This window comes from Streptomyces sp. NPDC048825 (genome assembly GCF_043198355.1).
Lineage (GTDB): Bacteria > Actinomycetota > Actinomycetes > Streptomycetales > Streptomycetaceae > Streptomyces > Streptomyces xiangluensis.
In genome coordinates, this window is the sequence record NZ_JBICUR010000006.1 from 246,435 (window position 1) to 268,398 (window position 21,964).

General features: G+C 70.2%; 17 protein-coding genes. 6 read left to right on the forward strand and 11 right to left on the reverse strand.

The window, feature by feature from the left end; genetic code table 11:
- Nucleotides 1–7: 7 nt before the first annotated feature.
- The 10 genes from ACGFNK_RS17435 to ACGFNK_RS17480 all read right to left on the reverse strand — a co-directional run bounded on the left by ACGFNK_RS17435 (nucleotide 8) and on the right by ACGFNK_RS17480 (nucleotide 11,931).
- The gene (locus ACGFNK_RS17435) at nucleotides 8–760 is read right to left on the reverse strand and encodes an SDR family NAD(P)-dependent oxidoreductase (RefSeq protein WP_393416992.1); all 753 of its coding nucleotides are present in this window, start codon (nucleotides 758–760) and stop codon (nucleotides 8–10) included.
- Nucleotides 761–794: 34 nt separating this feature from the next.
- On the reverse strand, nucleotides 795–1,847 hold the full coding sequence (locus ACGFNK_RS17440) for a phosphotransferase family protein (protein ID WP_393416686.1): 1,053 nt from the start codon (nucleotides 1,845–1,847) through the stop codon (nucleotides 795–797).
- Nucleotides 1,844–3,046 (reverse strand): acyl-CoA dehydrogenase family protein, encoded by a 1,203-nt coding sequence (locus ACGFNK_RS17445; RefSeq protein ID WP_393416688.1) that lies wholly within the window; start codon nucleotides 3,044–3,046, stop codon nucleotides 1,844–1,846. Before ACGFNK_RS17445 ends, ACGFNK_RS17440 begins: the two co-directional genes overlap by 4 nt.
- Before the next feature lie 38 nt (nucleotides 3,047–3,084).
- Complete coding sequence (locus ACGFNK_RS17450) at nucleotides 3,085–3,894, reverse strand: SDR family NAD(P)-dependent oxidoreductase (RefSeq protein WP_393416690.1); 810 nt, start codon at nucleotides 3,892–3,894, stop codon at nucleotides 3,085–3,087.
- 20 nt (nucleotides 3,895–3,914) lie between these two features.
- Nucleotides 3,915–5,654 (reverse strand): ABC transporter permease, encoded by a 1,740-nt coding sequence (locus tag ACGFNK_RS17455; protein WP_393416692.1) that lies wholly within the window; start codon nucleotides 5,652–5,654, stop codon nucleotides 3,915–3,917.
- Between the two features lie 4 nt (nucleotides 5,655–5,658).
- Nucleotides 5,659–6,834 (reverse strand): ABC transporter ATP-binding protein, encoded by a 1,176-nt coding sequence (locus ACGFNK_RS17460; protein ID WP_393416694.1) that lies wholly within the window; start codon nucleotides 6,832–6,834, stop codon nucleotides 5,659–5,661.
- Nucleotides 6,835–6,931: 97 nt separating this feature from the next.
- Nucleotides 6,932–7,996 carry an ABC transporter substrate-binding protein gene (locus ACGFNK_RS17465; RefSeq protein ID WP_393416696.1) on the reverse strand — a complete coding sequence of 355 codons (1,065 nt, stop codon included), beginning with the start codon at nucleotides 7,994–7,996 and terminating at the stop codon, nucleotides 6,932–6,934.
- Between the two features lie 373 nt (nucleotides 7,997–8,369).
- Nucleotides 8,370–9,491, reverse strand: coding sequence for an NADP-dependent oxidoreductase (locus ACGFNK_RS17470; RefSeq protein WP_393416698.1), 1,122 nt, complete (start codon nucleotides 9,489–9,491; stop codon nucleotides 8,370–8,372).
- Between the two features lies 1 nt (nucleotide 9,492).
- Nucleotides 9,493–10,854, reverse strand: coding sequence for an FAD-binding protein (locus ACGFNK_RS17475; protein ID WP_393416700.1), 1,362 nt, complete (start codon nucleotides 10,852–10,854; stop codon nucleotides 9,493–9,495).
- Between the two features lie 36 nt (nucleotides 10,855–10,890).
- Nucleotides 10,891–11,931: an NAD(P)-dependent alcohol dehydrogenase gene (locus ACGFNK_RS17480; protein WP_393416702.1), complete on the reverse strand. Its 1,041-nt coding sequence runs from the start codon at nucleotides 11,929–11,931 to the stop codon at nucleotides 10,891–10,893.
- 97 nt (nucleotides 11,932–12,028) lie between these two features.
- On the opposite strand from ACGFNK_RS17480, the gene ACGFNK_RS17485 reads away from it, so the two are divergent.
- The 5 genes from ACGFNK_RS17485 to ACGFNK_RS17505 all read left to right on the forward strand — a co-directional run bounded on the left by ACGFNK_RS17485 (nucleotide 12,029) and on the right by ACGFNK_RS17505 (nucleotide 19,869).
- Nucleotides 12,029–12,832: an SDR family NAD(P)-dependent oxidoreductase gene (locus tag ACGFNK_RS17485; protein WP_393416704.1), complete on the forward strand. Its 804-nt coding sequence runs from the start codon at nucleotides 12,029–12,031 to the stop codon at nucleotides 12,830–12,832.
- A 184-nt stretch (nucleotides 12,833–13,016) separates the two neighbouring features.
- A complete protein-coding gene (locus ACGFNK_RS17490; protein ID WP_393416706.1) occupies nucleotides 13,017–14,171 on the forward strand; it encodes an acyl-CoA dehydrogenase family protein in 1,155 nt (384 codons plus the stop codon).
- A 123-nt stretch (nucleotides 14,172–14,294) separates the two neighbouring features.
- Nucleotides 14,295–16,256, forward strand: coding sequence for an FAD-dependent oxidoreductase (locus ACGFNK_RS17495; protein ID WP_393416708.1), 1,962 nt, complete (start codon nucleotides 14,295–14,297; stop codon nucleotides 16,254–16,256).
- A gap of 490 nt (nucleotides 16,257–16,746) precedes the next feature.
- Nucleotides 16,747–18,204, forward strand: a complete 1,458-nt coding sequence (locus ACGFNK_RS17500) for an aldehyde dehydrogenase (protein WP_386336417.1) — start codon at nucleotides 16,747–16,749, stop codon at nucleotides 18,202–18,204.
- A gap of 135 nt (nucleotides 18,205–18,339) precedes the next feature.
- The gene (locus ACGFNK_RS17505) at nucleotides 18,340–19,869 is read left to right on the forward strand and encodes a GMC family oxidoreductase (protein WP_393416710.1); all 1,530 of its coding nucleotides are present in this window, start codon (nucleotides 18,340–18,342) and stop codon (nucleotides 19,867–19,869) included.
- Nucleotides 19,870–20,062: 193 nt separating this feature from the next.
- Here ACGFNK_RS17505 and ACGFNK_RS17510 read toward each other — a convergent pair whose 3' ends face one another.
- Entirely contained in the window at nucleotides 20,063–20,917 is an 855-nt protein-coding gene (locus tag ACGFNK_RS17510) for a 3-hydroxybutyryl-CoA dehydrogenase (protein ID WP_393416712.1), read from the reverse strand.
- 257 nt (nucleotides 20,918–21,174) lie between these two features.
- On the opposite strand from ACGFNK_RS17510, the gene ACGFNK_RS17515 reads away from it, so the two are divergent.
- Entirely contained in the window at nucleotides 21,175–21,963 is a 789-nt protein-coding gene (locus ACGFNK_RS17515; protein WP_165338451.1) for an enoyl-CoA hydratase/isomerase family protein, read from the forward strand.
- Nucleotide 21,964 lies beyond the last annotated feature (1 nt).

Genomic DNA, 21,964 nt, shown 5'->3' on the forward strand with positions numbered 1-21,964 from the left:
CAGCGGTTCAGCGGGCGGTCCAGCCTCCGTCGACGTAGAGCTCCGAGCCGGTCATGAAGCCCGCGTCGTCCGAGGCGAGGAACGCCACGGCGCCCGCCACCTCCTCGGTCGTGCCCAGCCGCCCGAGCGGGGTGCCCTCGATCATCGCGGTCAGCCGTGGCGTGCCCTGCCACAGTTCCCGCGACAGGGGCGTCTCGATGAAACCGGGATGCAGCGAGTTGACCCGCACACCGCGCCCGCCCCAGTGCAGTGCGGCGTTCTTGGTCATCAGCCGTACGGCGCCCTTGGCCGCGTGGTACGAGAACTGGGCGCCGAAGCCGCCGACGGTACCGAAGATCGAGGCGATGTTGACGATGGAGCCGCCGCCGGAGCGCTCGATGGCCGGACCGCCGTGCTTCATGCCGAGCCACACCCCGGTCTGCGTCACCCCGATCACTCGGTCCCAGGTCTCCCGGGTCTCGGTCTCCACCGTGCCCATCGCGGCGATCCCCGCGTTGTTGACCAGCACCGACAGGCTTCCCAGACGGTCGGTCACCCGGGCGACGACCGTTTCCCAGGCCGTCTCGTCGGTGACGTCCAGGCGCAACCCCAGGGCGCCGCCCGGCAGTTCCCCTGCGAGCTTCTCGCACTGGTCCTCGTCGAGATCGGTGACCACGACGGTCGCGCCCTCGGCGGCCAGCCGTCGCGCGATCGCTTCGCCGATGCCTCCGGTGGCACCGGTCACCAGCGCCACCTTTCCCGAGAGCCGGTCTTCCCTCACCACTGCTCACACCCCTTCTCAGGTACGCGGCACATCAGTTGCGCGGTACATCGATCGACAGACCGGAGCGCAGCAGCGCGGGCACCGCAGAGCCGACCCGGTCGAAGCCCGGGCCGACGGTCTGCCCGGCGAGATGGCGTGCGTGGATGCCCTCCGCGATGACCGCCAGCTTGAAGTACCCGAGGGCGTGGTGGAAGGGCAGCGCGGACACATCGCGGCCGGATCGCGCCGCGTACCGTTCCGCCAGCTCGGGTGCGGAGAGAAAGCCCGGGTTGGCCGTCGGGACATGCCCGTCGCCGAGGACCGGCTCGCACGCCGGGTCCCAGTAGACGAGGAGCAGGCCGAGGTCGGCGAGCGGATCGCCCAGGGCCGCCATCTCCCAGTCGACGATCGCGGCGATCCGCCCCGGGTCATCGGCGCTGAGGATGACGTTGTCCAGCCGGTAGTCCCCGTGCAGGACCGCCGTCGCGGCACCGTCGTCCTGGACCACGGGCAGTCCCCGTTCCAACTTTCGGTGCAGCGCGTCCAGTTCGGGCAGTTCACGGGTGGCGACCCGGTCCCACTGGCCGCGCCATCGCCGCACCTGCCGCTCCACATATCCGGCAGGGCGCCCGAATCCGCCCAGCCCGACCTCGTACGGATCGACCGCGTGCAGCGTGGCCAGTTGATCGACCAGCGCCTCGGAGCACCGCCGCGCATCTTCGGCGGACAGTCCGGCCGCCCGTTCGACGTCCCTCAGCACTTCGCCGTCGACGAAGGAGACGACGGTGAACGGCGCGCCGATCACGGACTCGTCGGCGCAGGAGAGCACGGTCCGCGGCACCGGGACCTCCGTGGCGGCGAGCGCGGCCATGACGCGGTACTCGCGGTCCATGTCGTGCGCGGTGGGCGTGAGCGTGCCCAGCGGTGGCCTGCGCAGCACCCAGCGGTGTGTGCCGTCGGTCACGAGGTACGTGAGATTGGAGCGCCCACCGAGCAGCAGGCGGACGTCCAGAGGGCCGGCGCACTGCGGGACCTCGCGCTCCAAGAAGCGCTGCAGTGCGGGCAGGTCCACCCCGGCCACGGTGGCGTCGCCGGTCGCCGTCACCGCACACCCCCTCGCTCCCGTGCGGCCCGGACCGCGCGCTTGGCGATGGCCCAGCGGTGGGTCTCCGACGGCCCGTCATAGACGCGGAACGGCCGGACCTCCCGGTAGAGGGCGGCCAGCGGCGTGTCCTCCGAGATGCCGAGCGCCCCGCAGATCTGGACCGCGCGGTCCACGACCCGGCCCACGGCCTCGGACACGAAGGTCTTCGCGATGGAGGTGTGCTGGGCGCCGGGCCTGCCCTGGTCGAGTTCCCAGCAGGCACGCCAGAGCACCGCCCGGCTCGTCTCGATGTCGATCTCCGAGTCGGCCAACTGCTGCTGCACCATTCCGAGTTCGGCCAGTGGACCGCCGAAGGCGGTACGCGTGGCCGCCCGGTCCAGGGCGATGTCCTGCGCCCGGCGGGCCACCCCGAGCCACCGCATGCAGTGCGTCAGCCGGGCGGGCCCGAGACGCACCTGTGCGTACTCGAATCCCTTGTCGGCCTCGCCGAGCACCGCGTCGTCGGTCACCTCGCAGTCGTCGAAGGCGAGTTCGCTGTGACCGGCGAACAGGCCCCGGTCCAGCGTGCCGATGTTCCTGACCATTTTCATGCCCGGGTTGTCGGCGCCGACCAGAAACATCGTCGCCCCGCCCGGATCACCGGGCTCACCGCTGGTGCGCGCCATACAGATGGCGAACGCCGCCCCGTCCGCCCCGCTGATGAACCACTTGCGGCCGTTGATCCGCCATCCGCCCGGGATGCGGACCGCCGTGGTGGCCAGCGCCCGCGGGTCGGAGCCGGCGCCGGGGGAGGGCTCGGTCATCGCGAAGCACGACCGCGTCTCACCGGCCGCCAGGGGAGCGAGAAAATGAGCTTTCTGTTCCTCGGTGGCGACCGCTTCGAGCAGATGCATGTTGCCCTCGTCGGGCGCCGCGCAGTTGAGGGCCAGAGGGCCCAGCAGCGAGTATCCGGCGGCCTCGAAGACGACCGCCTGACCGCGCAGATCCAGACCGAGCCCTCCCCACCGCTGCGGGACATGGGGAGCGAACACCCCCGCTGCGCGGGCCGCCTTCTGTAGGCCGCGCCGCAGGGGTTCGGGGCCCGCGTGTACGTCCCCGTGGCAGTCCTCCTCCGCAGGCAGAACGGTGTCCCGGACGAAGTCGGCGGTCCGCCGCGCGATGTCGGAGACGTCCCGGTCGATGTCGAACTCGATGGCCATACGGCCCCTCTCGATCCTTTACTTGGTGGTGTACGAGGTCACTCCCTGACCCCACGCCACGCGAGCGCCCCGCCGTCGATGACGTACGAGGTGCCGGTGATGAACGCCGCGTCGTCGGAGGCCAGGAAGCAGGCCAGCTTCGCCACCTCCTCCGGCCGCCCGAGCCGCCGCACGAGCTGCGGCGCGGTCAACTCCCGCTCCATGGCGTCGCGGTCGTCGGCCGCCTCGAAGAAGTCCCGCGCCAAGGGCGTCTCGATGACGCCGGGGCAGAAGCAGTTGCAGCGCACCGGCGCCAGGTCGACAGCGGTGACCTTGGTGAGGTGGATGACACCCGCCTTGGTGGTGCCGTACGCCGGGGCCAGGGGGAAACCGGTGAGCCCGGACACCGAGGCCGTGTTGACGATCGCGGGGCCGCGGGTGGAGCGCCGCAGGTGGGGCGCGGCGAACTTCGTCGTGAGCCAGACGGCCTTGAGGTTGACTTCGTAGACCGCGTCCCAGACCTCTTCGGGGAGCGTGTCGACCGCGCGGTCCTCCGGCCGGTCCACGAGCGCGGCCTCGATCACGCCGGCGTTGTTGACGAGGACGTCGAGCCCGCCGAACCGTTCCGCCGTGCGGGCCACCATCGCCTCGATGTGGTCGCGGTCGCGCAGGTCGCAGACGATTGCCTCCGCCTCCGCCTCGGCCCCGGCGGCGCGTACGAGGTCGGCCGTCTCGGCCGCGGTTGCCTCGTTCCGGTCGGCGACCGCGACCGCCGCCGCGCCCTGGCGCGCCATCTGCACGGCGATCGACTGTCCGATGCCCTGTCCCGCGCCCGTCACGAGGACCGTCTTGCCGTCGAGCGAGCCCATGCCCATATCCCTGCCCCTGCTCACAGCTTCTCGAAGATGTCGGAGCCCGCGACGGACATGGCGATGAAGACGCCCACGGATGTCACCAGCGTCATGACGAGCGCGATCGCGGCTACCAGCGGATAGGAACCGTTGGCCCAGTAGTCGAACAGGATGGTGCCCATGACCTGCGTCGTGGGTGCCCGTACCAGCAGCGACGCGGTGAACTCGTGGGTGAGCAGCACGAACATCAGGGCTCCGGCACCCGCGAGTGTCGGGCGCAGCAGCGGCAGCACGATCTCGGTGTTGGTCCGCAGCGCGCCCGCGCCGCTGGTACGCGAGGCCTCCAGGTACGTGTCGCCGAGTGCCACCATTCCGGACAGCTGCATCCTGGTGGCGAAGGGCAGCATCAGGGTCACGTAGACGAGGACGATCACCGTTCGGGTGCCGTACAGGATGAACGGCTCGCGGCTGTACGTCAGCAGGAAGCCGGCGCCGAAGACCACTGCGGGGATTCCGAGGGGCATCGCCACGATGAAGTCGACCGCGGCCCGGATGATGCGGAACCGGCGCCCCTTGAGCAGCAGTGAGGCGGCGATGAAGCCGAGCGGCAGCGCGATGGCGACGGAGATGACCGAGGTGACGAGGCTGTTGACGATCGCGTCGGTGATCCCCGACTCCTGGAACACGCGCCTGAAGTTGTCGAGCGTGAACCCGCTCGGTTGGATCCTGCCGCTCCAGAAGGCGGAGAGCGATACGACGACGAGTGCGCCCAGCGGCAGCGCCAGCGCCACCAGGCCGTAGAGAACGATGCCGGTGACCGCCACCCACGACGGCCGTCCGCCGGACCGGAACGCCTTGCCGCCGTGTGTGACGAAGCGGCTGTGGTCGCCGAGGATCACCTTCTGGAAGAGCACGACGGCGATGCCGAAGAGCAGCAGGGGTGAGCCGATCGCGGCGGCCCTGCCGTAGTCGACCGGGCTCTGGGACACGGCGACGTACATGTCCGTGGTGAGCACGTTGACGCCGTTGTTCCTGCCGAGCAGCAGTGGTCCCGTGAACTGGCCGAGTCCAAGGAGCAGAGCAACGAAGCCCCCGTACACCAGGACCGGGCGCAGCAGCGGCAGTGTCACCCGGAAGAACACACCGGCCGGTGACGATCCGCTGACCTGTGCCGCCTCGATCAGCTCCGCGTTGATGTTGCCGAAGCCGGCGCTGACGAAGAGGTAGACGAAGGCGGTCAGGCCGAAGCCGGTGATGAGGACGATCCACGGCAGCGTGTAGATGTCGACGGGGCCTTCGTCGAGATGGTCCCACCAGGGCAGGTTGCGCAGCGCCGCGTTGAGGTAGCCGGGGCGCGGCGAGAACAGGAACGCCCAGCCGGTCACCGCGGCCACGGCCGGGACCACGATGGGCAGGACGGGCAGGACGCGAAGCAGCCGCAGGCGGGGTGGCAGGCGGGTCGCCGCCCAGGCCAGGAACGTGCCGAGGACGAGTGCGATGACCAGCGAACCCAGCGCCATACCGGCCGTCGTGCGCAGCGTCTCGGCCATGTCCGGGCTGTCGAAGGCGGCGCTGTAGCCACGGGCGTCGTCCTCGAAGGCCAGCCGTTGCAGGCCCACCAGCGGAGCGATCACCAGGTAGCCGATGGCAGCCAGGAAGGCGAGCGCGCCCAGCCGTGGCAGGTGGCGCCGCGCACGGGTCAGTGCCGTCGGATGCGGCGGGGCCGGGTGCGGTGGTGTCGTCGTGGGGGAGGGGGCGGGTACGGCGGGTGCGGCCACGACGTCACGCTCCCACTGCCGCGGTGGGGGTGTGCCCGGCTGTCCGTACCCCGTCGGCGTCGTAGTAGATGGCCACGTCCTTGGCGAACCAGGCGGTCACCCGCTGCCCGCGCGACAGACTTCGGGCCCATGGCTTGCCGGTCAGCGGTGCCTGCGCGTGCAGGCGGCTGCCCGCGATGGTGACGACCACGTCCATGTGACGCCCGCCGAACTGCGCGTCGACGACCTCAGCCGGGAGGCCGACGCCGTGGGCCGGCGGTTTCTCCTCGGCGGGACAGAGCTGAAGGTCGTCGGGGCGCAGCCGCGCGGCGACCTCGCTGTGCGAGCGGGGCACCGGGAGCTCGTCCACCACGGTCTGGCTCGCCGCCCCCGCTTGGCCGTCGGCGCCCGATGCGGAGGCGAGGGCCCATCCCTCGCCCTGACGCAGGAGTGGAAGCCGGTTCGACATACCGATGAAGCCGGCGACGTACTCGGTGGCCGGCTCCTCGAAGACCCGCTCCGGCGTGTCCAGTTGCTCGATTCGCCCCGCCTTCATGATCGCCAGACGGTCGCCGAGTGCCAGCGCCTCGCTCTGGTCGTGGGTGACGAACACGGCGGTGAAGCCCAGTCGTGCGTGCAGCTCGTGCAGCTGGGCGCGTACCTGGTCGCGCAGCCGGGCGTCGAGGTTGCTCAGCGGCTCGTCGAAGAGCACCAGGTCGGGTTGGGCGGCCAGACCGCGGGCCAGGGCGACCCGCTGCTGCTGGCCGCCGCTGAGCTGCGCCGGATAGCGGTCGAGCAGGGCGGCGCACTCGACGAGCTCCGCCGCCTCCTCGATCCGCGTGCGCGCCTGCTCACGAGGCACCCGTCTGGTTCTCAGGGGATATCCGATGTTGCGGCGCACTGTCATGTGCGGCCACAGCGCGTACGACTGGAACACCATCCCGATCCGGCGCTTGTTCGGAGGGAGGTTGACCTTCCCTCGTACATCCAGCACTGTCTGGTCGCCCAGCGAGATACCTCCCTCGTCGGGCGTCTCCAGACCGGCCAGACAGCGCAGAGTCGTGGTTTTTCCGCAGCCGCTCGGGCCGAGCAGAACGATGAACTCGCCCGGTTCGATCTCCAGCGACAAGTCGTCCACCGCGACAGCCGGCGGCTTGCCGGCGAACCTTTTCGTCAGACCCTCGATGCGCACGTGGGACACGGGGGACTCCTCACATCCAAAGATCGAGTGAGTGGGCACCGTCGGCATGGGTGCCCACACTGCTGTGCATCGGCACCGGCCGATGCACCCACCGCCCCTACTGGAAGAGGGACTTCCACTTCTTCTGGTACGCGGCCACGGCCTCCGGCGTGAGCTTGGCCGGATCCTGCACCCGTACCTTGTCGTTGGTGATCACTGTGCCGGGAACCTTGGGCAGCACCGAGCCGGCGGACGGCGTGATCAGCTTCTGTCCCTCGGCGGTCACCATGAAGTTGGCGAACAACTGGCCGGCGTTGGGGTGCGGGCCGGTCGACAGCACCATGCCGTAGTACCGGGCACCCCACACGCCGTTCGGCGGCATGCGGTAGTCGACGGGTGCGCCCTTTTTCTTGGCGGGATCAAGCGTGATAGGTGCTACGAAGCTGCCGGCGGCGATCTCGCCGGACTGCATCGCCTCACCCATGGGCAGGGCGCTGGGGTAGATGCGGGGCTTCTGGGCGGCCAGCTTCTTCACGAAGTCGGCGCCGTACGTCTCCTCCAGCCACAGGTAGAAGTCGACGATCGAGGGCGCGGTCGGCTCGATGACACCGATCTTTCCGCCCGCGAGGGACGGGTCGAGCAGGTCCGGGTAGTCGGTCAGCCCTTGGGAGTGGAGCTTGGTGTTCCAGCCGAACGTGAGCACGGCGGAGTTGGTCTCGAAGTAATTGCCGTCGTGGACGTACTGCTTGGCGTCGTAGTCGCCCTTGCCGGTGAGTTCGGGGCCGGTCGGCGCCAGGAACCGCTTGGCCTCGGCCTGCGGCTTCACCCAGGACAGGCTCGCGCTGACGTACATGTCGGCGATGCCCTTGCCGGTGTTGAACTCCGTCTCGACCTTCACCCCGAGGTCACCGTCGACGCCCCGGACGGTCTTGACGTCGATGCCCGGATATTTGGCCTCGAAGGCCTTTGCGAGGTTGTTGAGGGCGGTCAGATCCTGGGCCGAGTAGACAGTGAGCTGTCCTTCTTTCTTCGCTGCGGCGACCAGCTCGTCGATACCCGCCGAGGCGGGCACGACCTTGGACTCGGCGTTGTTGGCGGTGCCGCCGCCGCACGCGGCGGCCAGCAGTGTGGTGATCGACAGCACGATGAGCAAAGCCCCGCGCCGTCGCGGATCTGATCTCATTCTCGGCTCCCTTAGGTGAACCGGCCCCCGGCCGAACCGGCGCAGAACCGAGCGGACTTTGCGCTGAACGGTGGCCGGATGGCCAAGATTTCGTGGAAGTTACCAAACTGAACTCGGTTAGGCAATAGTATGCGCAGCCGCGCGACGGAAGGATTGTTGGAAGGTTCGAAGGAGTCGCGTGCCGCGGCTTTCGTGGCATCGGTTGCCGCAGGAGTGGGTGGGTGTCGGCCGGTCTGCGCGCGGGGTCGGGCGGGGGCGACTGGGGCGTTCGACCGGGCCGCCCCATGGTGGCAGCTGTTGGGCTTACTTCAGTTCAGTTTGGCAGGCGGCAGGGTGCTGGGCTCGGTATGCCGGGCGCCCCACGGGGCAGGCCTCAGCCGACGGTGTTCTCACGATGCGTGCCGCCATCGATCCGCACAAGCGTCTTGCCGGTGTTGTCGCCTCGCAGTAGTCCCGCCAGTGCCAACGGCGCCTGTGGCAGCCCGTCGACGATCGTTTCGCGGCAGTGGAGGCGGCCCTCACGGACCCATGCGCCCACTTGCCGTCTCATCTCGGGCAGTAAGTGGGTGTGGCCGCTGGCCCGGAAGCCGCGAATCGTCAGGCCCTTCGTGACCGCCAGCATGAGGTTTCCGGGGCCGTGCGGCGGCTCCTTCGCCGCATACTCCGAGATCATGCCGCAGATCGCGACGCGGCCCGACCTCCGCAGCGCCCCCAGGGCGGCCTCGAGATGGTCGCCGCCGACGTTGTCGAAGTACACGTCTATGCCGTCCGGGGCCGCCTCACGCAGGAGGTCGGGGAGAGGGCCGCGCTTGTAGTTGAACGCGGCGTCCAGGCCGAGCTCCTCCAGGAGGTAGCGCACCTTCTCGTCGGAACCGGCGCTGCCGATGACGCGGTGCCCGCGGATCTTCGCCATCTGTGCGGCGAGGCTGCCTACCGCGCCGGCCGCGGCGGAGACCCAGACGACGTCGCCGTCGCGCAGGCCCGCGGCGTGGAAGAGGCCGGCGTAGGCGGTGAGTCCATTGGCGCCGAGCGCGCCGAGGTGCGCCTGGGGAGGTGCAGCGTCCACGTCGAGCTTCGTGAGCGTGCCGACGCCGCCGAGGGCCTGCCTCCCCGCCTCGACGACGGCGTAGTCGCGCCAGCCGGAGGCGTGCCACACCATGTCGCCGGGGGAGAACCCGTCGGTGCGGGACGCGACGACCTCCCCGACGGTCATGATCCCGTCCATCGGCTCTCCGAGGGGGAAAGCCGGAAAGTATCCCGGTGGCGCCGTCTCCCTGAGCCGCAGCCGGAGGGCGGCGTCGACGGATGTCCATGTGTTCCTGACCAGCACCTCGCCCGGCCGTGGTTGCCGCACCTCGACCTCGACGACGCGAAAGTCCGACGAGCGGACCTCGCCGCGGGGATAGGTGACCGGCCAGACCTCACGGCCGATCATTGCCGTGTCTTCCCGGGGCGCTTGACCCGACTCGGCCGGGGTGTGCATCTGGTCGTCCATGTCAGCCGCGGCCCTCCTGTCCACGGGACGCGGCGCGAAGCGTCGCGGTGCCGGCCGCCGTGAGGCCGAAGACGAGGGCTGACGCGATGCCGCCGGCGTAGGCCCGGTACCACAGGCCTCCGGTGTCCGAACCGGCCGCGAGGAGCCCTTCGACGGGCTCGCCGTCCTCTCCCCGAACCCGTGCCCGGTCGTCGATGCGGACTCCATGGAACGGGAAGGTGATGGCCGGCACCGCCTCGACGACGTAGTAGGGCGGTTCGTCGAGCGGCAGGCGGTCCAGCCGGCGGCCCGGCGCCGGATCCTCACCCGCCGCCGTCCGGGCGTTGAACCGCTCGACGGCCGCGCGGACGGCGGACCCGTCGTATCCCCACTCCTCTGGAAGGTAGTTGAGTTCGTCGAGCTCCTCGGCGAAACCGACCCGACCGCCCCGTTTGCCGGCCAGCCAGAACTTGTCGACGGCGACCGCCCCTTCCACGTACGAACCCACCACCCAGTCGCGGAACACGCGGGCGTCGGCGATGAGGAGCCCGCGGTTCTCGGGCTGTTCCATCAGTGCCATCGTCGTCAGGTGATCGCCCAGCGTTTCGTCGGTGAACCGCTCGCCCAGCAGGTTGAACAGCAGGGCGTGCTCGCTGTAGTACAGCGACAGGTCGACGAAGTCCGACGGGTCCGCGAACGGGATGCCGCTCGGGATCAGATGTCCGTAGAAGCCGGCCCCGGGCAGCCCGGTCGATGCCCCGGCGGCGGTCGCCAGGCGGTAGCCGGACCCGCGGCTGTGGGGGTTGGAGCGCAGTTCCAGGCGGTCGGCGTGGGGGTGGACGAGTTCGTTGCGGAGGTCCACGTCCCCCTGGAAGCCTCCCGTGGCCAGGAGTGTCGAGGTGGCGCGCACCTGCCGTCGCGTGCCGTCGCTCGTGACGAGTTCCGCTCCGGCCACGGCGCCGTTCTCCACGAGGAGCCGCTCGGTGTCGGTGGTCAGCAGCAGCTCGCCACCCGCCTCGACGATGATGCGGCGGCAGGTGTCGACGTAGTGATTGGTGTCGAACTGGTGCCCCTGGCCGAAGCTGAGGATGGGCTGAGCGTCCTTGGCCTCGACCCCCGTGCTCCGAATCCAGGTGATGCCGTCCTGGAAGCGGTCCACGAGGGCGCGCTTGAGCGACGCGTCTCCACCCGGGTTGTGCCGCTCCATCTCCTCGTGGCCCGGGGCGGTCCAGGCGTAACCGGCGTAGCGCGCGGACCCCCCGACGTCATCGCCGATCTCGACGACCACGACGGACAACCCGTTGCGTACGGCTCGCGCCCCCGCGGTCAGCCCGGCCATTCCCGCCCCGATGACGAGCAGGTCGACCGTCTGGTGGTCCGGCATGCGCATTCAACCCCTTTCTTGACGTGCGCTGCGTGGTCAGTCGGGGACGAGCACGGCCCGCCCCCGCACCCGGCCCCGGCGAAGCCGGCCGATTGCCTCCGGTGCGGCGGACAGCGGGAACTGCTCCGTCTCGACGTGGATCGCCCCCGCCTGGGCCAGCGCGACGACCTCGGCGAGCTCGGGGCGGGTTCCCCAGAAGGGGAGTGAGAGCCTGAAGCCCGGCGGGAGAACGCCCGGCTTGGAGACCGTCAGCCGGCCGCCTCCGCTGCCGACGACGGCGAGTTCACCACCCGGACGCAGGATGCCGGCCGCGAGTTCCAGCGTCTGCGTGGTGCCGACGAAGTCGAGCACGGCATCTGCTCCCGCGCCACCACTCCGCTTCCGCAGGACACCCGCGGTGTCCGCCCGCACCAGGGTGCCGAAGTCCGCGCCGGAGCGGTCCGCCAGAGCCAGCGCCTCCTCCCGGACGTCGACCGCCAGTACACGGCTCGGGGTGGTCGCCCGAAGGATCTGTACAGCCAGGTGACCCAGCCCGCCGACACCGATGACGACGGTGGTGGTGCCCTTTTCGAGCGCGTGCCGGAGACCGGCCACGGCGTGATAGGACGTCAGGCCCGCGTCGGAGAGCGGAGCCGCCTGATCGGCCGGCAAATCGCCGATCGGCACCAGATGGCGGGCGGACGGGACGAGTACGCACTCGGCCATTCCGCCGTCCCGGCCCAGTCCCGCGCCGTGCCAGGCGAGGGTGTCGCGCCGGTCGCAGTAGTTGTCCCGGCCGGCGGCACAGCGGTCGCAGTCGCCGCAACCCCACGGTCCGTACAGCACCACGCGGTCACCGACCGCCACCCCGTCGGCGTCGGGACCCAGGGCCAAGGTCCGCCCGGCGACCTCGTGGCCGAGAGTGAAGGGCAGCCGGTAGGGGAGTGCTCCCCGAGCCGCGTCGATGACGTGCAGGTCGGAGTGGCACAGCCCGGTGGCCTCGACGCGTACCAGCACCTCGGCGCCGTGGGGGACGGGTTGCTCGACCTCGGTCTGTGTCGGGGGTTCGCCCCACGCCGTCAGCCGCAGTGCCCTCATCTTCACCGTCCCAGGTCTTGTCAGCCCCGCGGCCGTCACGGTAACAGAGGTGAAGTCAGTTCAATAGAACGGGGAAGGCAGTGAAGGAGGGATTGGCTTGACGCAAAGGGATGTCCAGGCAGAGAGGTTCGCGGGCAAGGTCGCGATGGTGACGGGCGCCGGCTCGGGCATGGGTGCGGCGGTCGCCCGGCAGCTGGCGGCGGAAGGGGTGCGGGCCGTCGTACTGGCCGACGTGAACGGCGAGGGTGCCGCGGCCGTCGCCAAGGAACTGCCCGCCGCCGAGGCGGTCGCATGCGACGTGGCGGACGCGGCGGGCGTCGACGCCGCCGTTCGGGAGGTGCTGCAGCGGCACGGACGGCTCGACATCCTGGTGCACGCGGCCGGGGTCGACGACCCCGAGGCCAAGCAGCGCATCGCGGAGGCGCTGGTCGAAGGGCGGCCGGTCGAGCTGACCGATTCCCTCGACGATGCCTCCTGGCGGCGCGTCATGCGGGTGAACCTGGACGGTACGTTCCATGTGCTGCGCGCGGCGGTGCGGGTCATGCGGCCTTTCGGGGCAGGGGCGATCGTGGTGATCGGCTCGTCCTCGGCCTTCGACACCCCGGTCGGCTATCCCCACTACGCCGCCTCCAAAGCGGGTGTGCACGCACTGGCTCAGGCCGTGGCCAAGGAGGTCATCGCGTCCGGGATCCGCGTGAACGTGGTGGCTCCGGGGCCGACGGAGACGGGGATGGCGGCTCGCACGCCCGAGGCGCTGCGCGCCGGTTTCGCCGACCCGCGGGTGCGTCCGTATGCGACGCCCGAGGAGATCGCCGACATCGCTCTCTTCCTCGCGAGCGATGCGGCGGCGAACCTGGTCGGCGCGGTGCTGCTCGCCAACGGCGGCCGGTTCACCGCCTGAGTGGGGTCCGGTCCGCGCGGCCTTGTCGGGAGCCGAAGGCGCCCCAATCAACTCGTGCAGGGGTCTTGCCTGTCTCGCAGGTCTATGCCTAGGTTCTCGAATTGAGTTCAGTTTATAGATCTGTTTTCACGGCTCTGAGTTCTCGGCTCTCAGCTCTCCGGCACACGAGCACGAGGGGGACCCCATGCACCGTCGCCACCCCGAGATCGACCCCCAGCTGCTGTCCGAAACCGAAGAACAGCGGCAACTGCGCACCGTTCTGCGGGACTTCTACACCGAGGCGAGCGGCCCCGAGGACGTCCGCAAGCATCTGGTCACTCCGCGCGGATACGACGAAGTGCTCTGGACGCGTCTCGCGGGCGAGATCGGCGTCCACGGGCTGGCCGTTCCCGAGGAGTACGGCGGCGCGGGTTTCACGTTCGCCGAACTGGCCGTGGCCCTGGAGGAATCAGGGCGCGCCCTGTACTGCGCGCCGCTGCTGCCCACGGTGGCCCTCGCCGCCCCCGCCCTGCTGCACAGCGGCGACCGCGCGGCATGCGAGCGCTATCTGCCGCGGATCGCCGACGGCACACTCACGGCGACGGTGGCCGGGTTCGACGCCGACGGCCCCGACAGCATGAACGTCACCGCGGAGCAGGCAGGTTCGGGCTGGGTGCTGCGCGGCCGGGAGGACTTCGTACTCGACGGGGCCGGCGCGGACCTGATCCTGGTACGAGCTCAAACTCCCGCCGGACCCACGCTGTTCGCCTGTGAGCCCGCACCGGACTCCTGCCATCGGACTCCGCGACGTGTCCTGGACGAGACGCGCCGTCAGGCGCTGGTGGAGTTCCGAGGGGCCCCGGCCACCACCGTGGGTACGGCGGAGGGCACCGAAGCCACCATCTCGGCGACGCTCGACACCGGGCTGGCCGCGCTGGCGGCCGAACAGGTCGGCGGCAGCGGGCACGCGTTGGACGCCACGGTCGAATTCGCCGCGCAGCGCCACCAGTTCGGGCGGCCCATCGGTTCCTTCCAGGCCGTCAAGCACCGGCTGGCCGACGTGCTGGTCGCGCTGGAGGCGGCCCGCTCGGCGTCCGCGTACGCGACTGCCTGCACCGCCGCCGCCTCGCCGCAGCTGCCGGTGGCCGCCTGCGCCGCCGCCGTGGTCTGCTCCGAGACCTTTCGCCTGGCTACGGCCGAATACGTCCAACTGCACGGCGGCATCGGCTTCACCTGGGAGCACCCGGCTCATCTGTACGTGCGCCGCGCACGCAGCGGCGAGGTCCTGTTCGGCACGACGGACCGGCACCGGGTCCGGCTCGCCGAACTCATCGGTCTCGCCACCCGTTCGGCCGCCTGACCAGGCGAAGAGGATGAACACATACCGGCGAAGAGGACAGACAGAGACCGGCGAGGAGGACAAACAGCGACCAGCGAAGAGGACAGACGAAGACCGGCGAAGAGCACAGACGAAGAGAGCCGCATGACGCCACGCACCCCACGCGCCCTCGCCGCACCATCCCTGGCCACAACGTTCACGCTCGGCGGTCTCACCCTCCGCAACCGCCTTGTCGCCACCGCACACGCCACCGCCGCCGTCACCGACGGCGCCCCCACCGAAACCGACGCGGCCTACTGGCGGCGGCTGGCCGAGGGCGGCGCCGGCATGGTGATCACCGGAGGCACCGCCGTGGCCCCCGAGTCGACGCTGCCGCAGCGCTACCTGACCGAAGCGTGGCGCCCCGAGATCAAGGACGCGGTACGTCGCCGCGCAGAGGCCATCACCGACGGGGGCTCCGTGGCCGTCGCGCAGCTCGTCCACCTCGGCCGGGAGACTCTCGGCGCCGGCACGTTCTACGCGCCGGTCTCGGCCGCGGCCGTCCGCTCGCCCCGCGAGGCGACCACGCCGCACCCGCTGAGCACCGAAGAGGTACGAGGTGTCGTCGACGCCTTCCGTATCTCCGCGGCGAACAGTGTGCAGGCCGGTTTTCACGGCGTGGAACTGCACGCCGGCCACGGCTATCTGCTCGCCCAGTTTCTCTCCAGGGTCAACAACACCCGGGACGACGAGTATGGCGACCGCATCGCCCTGCCGGCCCAGGTGATCGACGCCATCCGTACCGAGATCGGTCAACTCCCCATCGGCTTACGGGTGTCGGTGGAGCCCGGCGAGGAATCCGGACTCGGCCTGGACGACCTGATCGAGCTGCTGCCCCGCCTGTGCGCCGCCGCGCCCATCGCGTACGTCAACGTCACCACCGGCGTCCGCAACACCTACGTTCCCGGCATGGCCACCACCCGCCCGCCGCTGCTGGAGTCCGTGGCCCGTATCCGCTCGGCAGTCGCGGTGCCGCTCCTGGTCAGTCAGGGCTTCCGGTCGGTCGCGGACATCGAGCGGGCGCTGGACTCGGGGGCCGATCTGGTCGGGATGGCCCGGCCGTTCATGGCCGACCCCGACTTCGCCCGCAAGGTCATCGCGGGCGACGAGCGATCCGTACGCCCCTGCACGGGCTGCAACGAGGGCTGCCGTACCTTCGAGCCCACCGGATCGTGCTCGGTGAACCCCGAACTCGGCCCGCCGGGAGCAGCCGCCCGCCCGGCCGTCCCGCTGCTGCTTACCCGGCGGGGCTCCCGCGGCGGCCCTGTCGCCGTGCTCGGAGCGGGCCCCGCCGGCATGGAGTGCGCGATGGCGCTTGCCCGCTCCGGCGCCGAGGTGACGCTCTTCGACACGGCTCGGCGAGCCGGCGGCCAGGCACGCCTCGCCTCCCTCGCCCCGCACCGCTCCGGCTGGCAGAAGTTCGTCGACTACCAGCGCGATCAGCTCGCCGACCTCGGCGTGCGGGTGCGGCTGGGGACCTCCCCGGCGCCGGACGACCTGGCGGCGTACGCCCAGATCGTGCTCGCCACCGGCGCGGCGGAAGCGTCCGTCCACGTGCCGGGCGAGCTTCGGACACTCACCAGTACGGACTTCCTGAGCCGGTACCCGGACGTCGTACCGGAGGCGTCCGGCGTCGCCGTCCTCGACGACGGCTTCGGGTGGTGGCAGGGCATCAGTGCCGTGGAGAGCGCGCTGGCGGCCGGCGCCCGCGAGGTCACCGTCATCACCCCCGGCACCGGTTTCGCGACGGGCCTGTCTCCGGAGAACCGCACCCAGTTGATGAACCGGCTCACCGGTGCGCCCCTGCGCGTGGTCGCGATGAGCACCGTGACCTCGACGACCACTGACGGTGTGCGCCTGCGCCATGTCCTGGACGGTCAGGAGACGCACCTCGCCGCCGACGTCCTGGTCACCGTCGGCGAACGCCGGCCCCGCCGTCCCGACTTCGCCCCTGCCGCCCACCAGACCGTTCGCGCGATCGGCGATTGCGTCGTGCCGCGCCGTGTCGCGCACGCCGTCGCGGAAGGGCGCGCGGCGGCGGAGGCCGTCGCCGCGAGGCCGCTGTGACGATCCGCGCGTGGGCGGCGATCCGTCAGTGGGCCGGGCGGCCGTTGGCGCTCCCGCCCGAGGTCTGCGCCTGCGGCGTCGGCCAGGCCGGCGTGATGCGCCTCGATGACATCGATCGCCTCGATCGCCTCGATCGCATCAAGGGCATCAACGGCGTCGACGGCCGCGGCCTCGAAGGGGCGCACCCGAGAGTGAGCCGTCGACGGAGACCGGACGGCGACCGCGGGAGGCCGGACGTCGCATGTTTGCGCCCGGACGTTGGCCGCGGGAGGCCGGACTTCGCGCGTTGGAGTCCGGACGTCGGCTGCCGGAGCCCGGACGTCGTTCACCGGAGACGGACGTCATCTCTCGGGCCGGTCGACTGATGTCCCGCACTTCTGACCGCACCGCATGAGCTCCGGGCGATGCCTGTGCCCTCGCGTGCCGTCTGAGCCGAGCACACCTTCTCCTCCGCGGTACTTCCGCGCTTCCCCAGAGAGGCAGTCCCCGCATGGCACACCAATACGACCGCATCCTCATCGGAGGCCGGCTCACGGCCCCCTCCACCGACCGCGTCGCGCAGGTCGTCTCACCCAGCACCGAGGAGGTCATCGGCCACGTCCCCCTGGCCTCGACGGCGGACATCGACGCCGCCGTTGCCGCGGCCCGGCAGGCGTTCGACGCCGGCCCCTGGCCGAGGTGGAGCGTTCAGCAGCGCGCCGCGGCCCTGCGCGACCTGGCCGACCGCCTCGACACGCGCGCGGCCGAACTCGCCGGTCTGGCCATGGCCGAGACCGGCTGCCCGCGCGGCTTCGCCGAGGGGTACTTCGCCATCGCCCCCTCCAACTACCTGCGCTTCTACGCGGAGTTGGCCGAGGGATACGTCTTCGAGGAGGAGCGGGTCAACGGACCGACCCGCACCCTGGTCGTCCGCGAACCCGTCGGCGTCGTCGTGGCCATTCCCGCCTGGAACGGCCCGCTCCCGCTGACCACCCAGAAGATCGCCGCCGCCCTCATGGCCGGCTGCACGGTCATCGTCAAGGTGCCGGTGCAGGACCCCCTCGCCTGCCATGTCTTCGCCGAGGCCGTGGCCGAATCAGCCGTTCCCGAGGGCGTCATCAGCGTGTTCGCCGCCGATGCCGTGGAGAGCGAGTACGTGGTCGCCCACCCGGGTGTGGACAAGGTCAGCTTCACGGGAAGCACTGCCGTCGGCTCCCGTATCGCCGAGGCCTGCGGCCGCGACATCCGCCGTGTGACCTTGGAACTGGGCGGGAAATCGGCGGCGATCGTGCTGGACGACGCCGACATCGACGCCGTCGTCCCGGCTCTCGTGGGCTGCGGCGCCGCCTTCATGCAGGGCGAGATCTGCACCGCTCAGACCCGCATCCTGCTGCCGCGCTCCCGCTACGCAGAGTTCACCGAGGCCTTGGCCCGTCACATGAGCTCCCTGCCCATCGGTGATCCGGCCGACCCCGCGACCGTGATCGGACCGATGATCACCGAAGCGCACCGGGCGCGTGTCGAGGAGTACATCGCCCTCGGCCGGAAGGAAGGCGCCACCGTCGCCTGCGGCGGCGGCCGCCCTGCGGGCCTGGCCACCGGCTGGTACCTGGAACCCACCCTGTTCACCGACGTCACCAACGACATGCGGATCGCGCAGGAGGAGATCTTCGGCCCGGTCGTCGTCGCCATCCCGCACGACGGCCCCGACCATGCCGTCGAGCTGGCCAACGACTCCCCGTACGGGCTCTCCGGAACCGTCTGGACCCAGGACGAGGAAGCCGCCCTCCGCATTGCTCGCCGCGTGCGCACCGGAACCTTCAGCATCAACAGCTACACCCTCGACATCAATGCCCCCTTCGGCGGCAGCAAGAAGTCCGGCATCGGCCGCGAGAACGGCCACGAAGGCCTCGACGACTACCTCGAGCCCAAGGCGATCGCCCTGTCGGGCGCGCCGCTGACCGACTGAGCCGCGGCGCCCGCCTGTCGATCCCTCGGTCTCGGTCACGTCCTGGATCTCGTGCATCTCCTGTCTCGCCACGTCTCACGTCTCGTACGTCCCCTTCGTCCAATCCTTGGTCTCAAAGAAGAGAAAGAGGTAAGCATGGCGCGTCGCATAGTGGTGTGCGGCGGAGGTTCCGCCGGTGGTGTCCTGGCCGCCCGGCTCAGCGAGGACCCCGCGAACACCGTCACGCTCGTCGAGGCCGGCCCCGACTACCGCACCCCGGAGGAGACCGCCCCCGAGTTGCTCGACGCCAACCAGTTCGGGTTCACCACCCATGACTGGGGCTATGAGTCGGCCGACCACGTTGCCGATGCCGACAGCATTCCGATGTTCGGGATCGTCGAGCAGGGCATCCTGCCCGTTCTGCGTGGCAAGGTCATCGGCGGCTCCTCGTCCGTCAACGGCTCCAACGCCCTGCGGCCCACGCCCGAGGACTTCGCCCGCTGGACCGGACTGGGCAATGACCGCTGGTCCTGGGACCACGTGCTCCCGTATCTGAAGAAGCTGGAGGACGATCCGGTCGGCGGAGAACTGCACGGCACCGGTGGACCCGTACACATCGAGCGCTTCACCGAAGGCAACGGGCTGCGCCCGGTCATGTCCGCGTTCCTGGAGGCCTGCGCGCAGGCCGGCCACCCCGTCCACGAGGACATCAACGGCGTCCGCAGGCGTGGCGCGGGCCCGATCCCCTTCAACCGCAAGAACGGCATCCGGCAGAGCTCGGCCATCGCCTACCTCGGCCCGGCCCGCCACCGAGAGAACCTGACCGTATTAGGCGAACAGACCGTTGACCGCGTGGAGTTCACCGAGGACGGGACGGCCCGAGCGGTGATCCTCGCTGACGGCACCGTTCTCGAAGCCGACCTGGTAGTCCTGTCCGCCGGAGCCATCGGCAGCCCGGCGATCCTGATGCGCTCGGGCATCGGCCCGCGGCGGCTGCTCGACAGGCTGTCCATCCCCACGGTCCAGTGCCTGGAAGGCGTGGGCAGCAACCTCCGTGACCACCCCATGGTCTACCTCACCTACGCCGTGGACGAGGAGGCGGTCGGTGAACTCATGCCGCCGTTGCAGACCGCCCTGGCGTTCTCCTCGGCAGGGGCAGCCGGACAGGGCGAAGTCGACCTGCACGCGCTGCCGTTCACCATGGAGCCCGGGGTGATGCTGGTGCCTCTCGCCGTGGTCCGCCCGTACTCGTTGGGCAGCGTGGAGATCACCTCACGCGCTCCTGAGGCCGACCCGAGGATCCGGTTGGGTCTGTTCGACCACCCCGACGATCTGGGGCGCATGGTGGCCGGCATCCGGCAGATCCGGGAGATCATGGGCTCGGGACCACTGGAGAAGTACGTCCGTGCCGAGACGTGGCCCGGGCCCGAGGCGACCACGGACGCCGATCTCGCACGAGCCGTCCTCCAGGGCAAGAACACCTACTGCCACGCGGTGGGCACCTGTGCGATGGGCGGGGAGGGCACCCCGGCCGCGGTGGTCGACCAGGCCGGCAAGGTGCACGGGGTCGACGCACTGTACGTCGTCGACGCCTCCACCATGCCGGACATCCCGGCCGTGCCGACGAACACCACGGTCATGATGATGGCAGAGCGCTGGGCGGACCAACTGGGCTGCGGCGACTGACCGCCGACATCCCCACGCCCGTACGGCCGCATGGTGCGGCCACGCCCGCACGACCGCAGGGCGTGGCCGGCCCGCACGCCCGTACGGCGCGGCCACGCCCGTACGACCGCACCGTATGAGGGAGTCGGCCGCCGGATGTCCGGCGGCCGACTCACCGGCATGAGAGGAAGCGGTCCCATGAGAGGAGACGCGGTCAGGCGCCGTAGACGTATAAGCCGCGGCCGCTCTTGCGGCCCAGGTGGCCCACGGCGACCATGCGCCGCAGCAGCGGGGGAGCGGCGTACAGCGGCTCCTTGAACTCCTCGTACATCGAGTCGGCGACAGCCTGAGCTGTGTCCAGGCCGATCAGGTCGAGCAGCCGCAGCGGACCCATCGGGTGGGCGCAGCCGAGTTCCATGCCGCTGTCGATGTCCTCCGCGCGAGCCGTTCCGGACTCGACCATGCGGACCGCGGAGAGCAGGTACGGCACCAGCAGCGCGTTGACCACGAAGCCCGAGCGGTCGGGCGCCCGGACAACCGTCCTGCCCAGCTGCTCGCCGGCGAAGCCGCGGGCCAGGGCGTCGGCGCCGGTGGTGAGCGCGGGGACCACCTCGACCAGCTTCTGTACCGGTACGGGATTGAAGAAGTGGAGGCCCACGACATGGGAGGCCCGGCCGGTGGCCACGGCGAGGTCGACGACGGGGATCGAGGAGGTGTTGGTGGCGAGGACGGCCTCAGGGTCGGTGACCACCTTGTCCAGCTGACGGAAGACCTCAAGTTTCCCCTCCCGGTTCTCGGCGAGGGCCTCGACGACGAACTGCCGGTCGGCCAGTTCGTCCACGTCGTGGGTGAAGGAGAGCCGGGCCAGGGCCTGGTCGCGGTCGGTCTCGGTGAGCTTCCCCCGCCGGCCGCGATCGAGGGAGGCGGTGACGCGGCCGCGGCCGGCGGCGGCCAGCTCGGGAGTCGATTCGGCCACAGTCACATCGAGGCCGCGCAGTGCGGCGACCTCGGCGATGCCGGAGCCCATGAGGCCGCAGCCAACGATGCCGAGACGGGAGATGCCGGACATAAAGGTCTTTCTTGGGTGCGGTCGTTGAGGGGTGGACGAGGGAACGGCGGGGGGTGAAGCCCTCGGCCGTAGTGAACCGAAGTAGGTATGCTCCACGTCCGTCGGTTTGAATCAGGTTCGGTTCGATCACATGGCGGAAGTCTGCGGGTTATGTCTCGAGCTGTCTTTACCTTCGGAACCTGTCTCGATCAAAGGGTTGACAGCGCACCTTCATCCTCGCAGACTCGTAGTGAATTCAGTTCAATTTGGAGGCTGAGATGGCAGTGGAAGACGAGATCCAGTTCGAGCGTGACGGCCACGTGGCCCGTGTGTGGCTCAACCGCCCGTGGAAGAAGAACTGCGTCACGGTGCCGATCCTGAACCGGCTCGACGAGATCATCACCGAGGTCGACGAGGACCCCGAGCTGCGAGTCCTGGTGGTCCGCGGTCGCGGCGGCACCTTCTGCTCGGGCTTCGACCTCGACAGCCTGAAGGCGGAGTACGTCGGCAAGTCGAACGCGATCGATGTGGCCGTGAAGTCCGCGAAGGTGTGCGACCGCCTCTACTCGATGAAGACCCCCTCGGTCGCGGTCCTGGAGGGCCACGTCACCGCCGGCGGCTTCGAGATCATGATCTCCTGCGACTTCGCCATCTCCGCGGACGACGCCAAGATCGGCGACTTCCACATCCGCCGCGCGCTGTTCGGCGGGGCCGGCCCGATCTACCGGGTGCCGCGCATGATCGGCATCCGCAAGACCAAGGAGCTGATGCTCACCGGCAAGCTCCTCTCCGGCATCGAGGCCGTCGAGTTCGGACTGATCAACAAGTCCGCCCCGGCCGACAAGCTGGACGAGACGGTCGACGACTTCATCGGGGACCTCGTCGACAAGAGCCCCTTCATGATGTGGCTGACGAAGATGACGATCGACCGCAGCCTGGACGCCGACACCCAGTCGCTGATGGTGATGGAGCACCTCGCCGTGGGCGTGGCCCTCAACTCCGAGGACGCGAACGAAGGTGTGTCGGCGTTCCTGGAGAAGCGTGAACCCAAGTGGACGGGGCGCTGAT

Bases quoted from the DNA above. Each gene is read 5' to 3' on its own strand.
- ACGFNK_RS17495 (WP_393416708.1), top strand. From the start codon at position 14,295: ATGACGCCACGCACCCCACGCGCCCTCGCCGCACCATCCCTGGCCACA.
- ACGFNK_RS17465 (WP_393416696.1), bottom strand. From the start codon at position 7,996: ATGAGATCAGATCCGCGACGGCGCGGGGCTTTGCTCATCGTGCTGTCG.
- ACGFNK_RS17490 (WP_393416706.1), top strand. From the start codon at position 13,017: ATGCACCGTCGCCACCCCGAGATCGACCCCCAGCTGCTGTCCGAAACC.
- ACGFNK_RS17445 (WP_393416688.1), bottom strand. From the start codon at position 3,046: ATGGCCATCGAGTTCGACATCGACCGGGACGTCTCCGACATCGCGCGG.
- ACGFNK_RS17515 (WP_165338451.1), top strand. From the start codon at position 21,175: ATGGCAGTGGAAGACGAGATCCAGTTCGAGCGTGACGGCCACGTGGCC.
- ACGFNK_RS17480 (WP_393416702.1), bottom strand. From the start codon at position 11,931: ATGAGGGCACTGCGGCTGACGGCGTGGGGCGAACCCCCGACACAGACC.
- ACGFNK_RS17450 (WP_393416690.1), bottom strand. From the start codon at position 3,894: ATGGGCTCGCTCGACGGCAAGACGGTCCTCGTGACGGGCGCGGGACAG.
- ACGFNK_RS17510 (WP_393416712.1), bottom strand. From the start codon at position 20,917: ATGTCCGGCATCTCCCGTCTCGGCATCGTTGGCTGCGGCCTCATGGGC.
- ACGFNK_RS17505 (WP_393416710.1), top strand. From the start codon at position 18,340: ATGGCGCGTCGCATAGTGGTGTGCGGCGGAGGTTCCGCCGGTGGTGTC.
- ACGFNK_RS17500 (WP_386336417.1), top strand. From the start codon at position 16,747: ATGGCACACCAATACGACCGCATCCTCATCGGAGGCCGGCTCACGGCC.
- ACGFNK_RS17475 (WP_393416700.1), bottom strand. From the start codon at position 10,854: ATGCCGGACCACCAGACGGTCGACCTGCTCGTCATCGGGGCGGGAATG.
- ACGFNK_RS17470 (WP_393416698.1), bottom strand. From the start codon at position 9,491: ATGGACGACCAGATGCACACCCCGGCCGAGTCGGGTCAAGCGCCCCGG.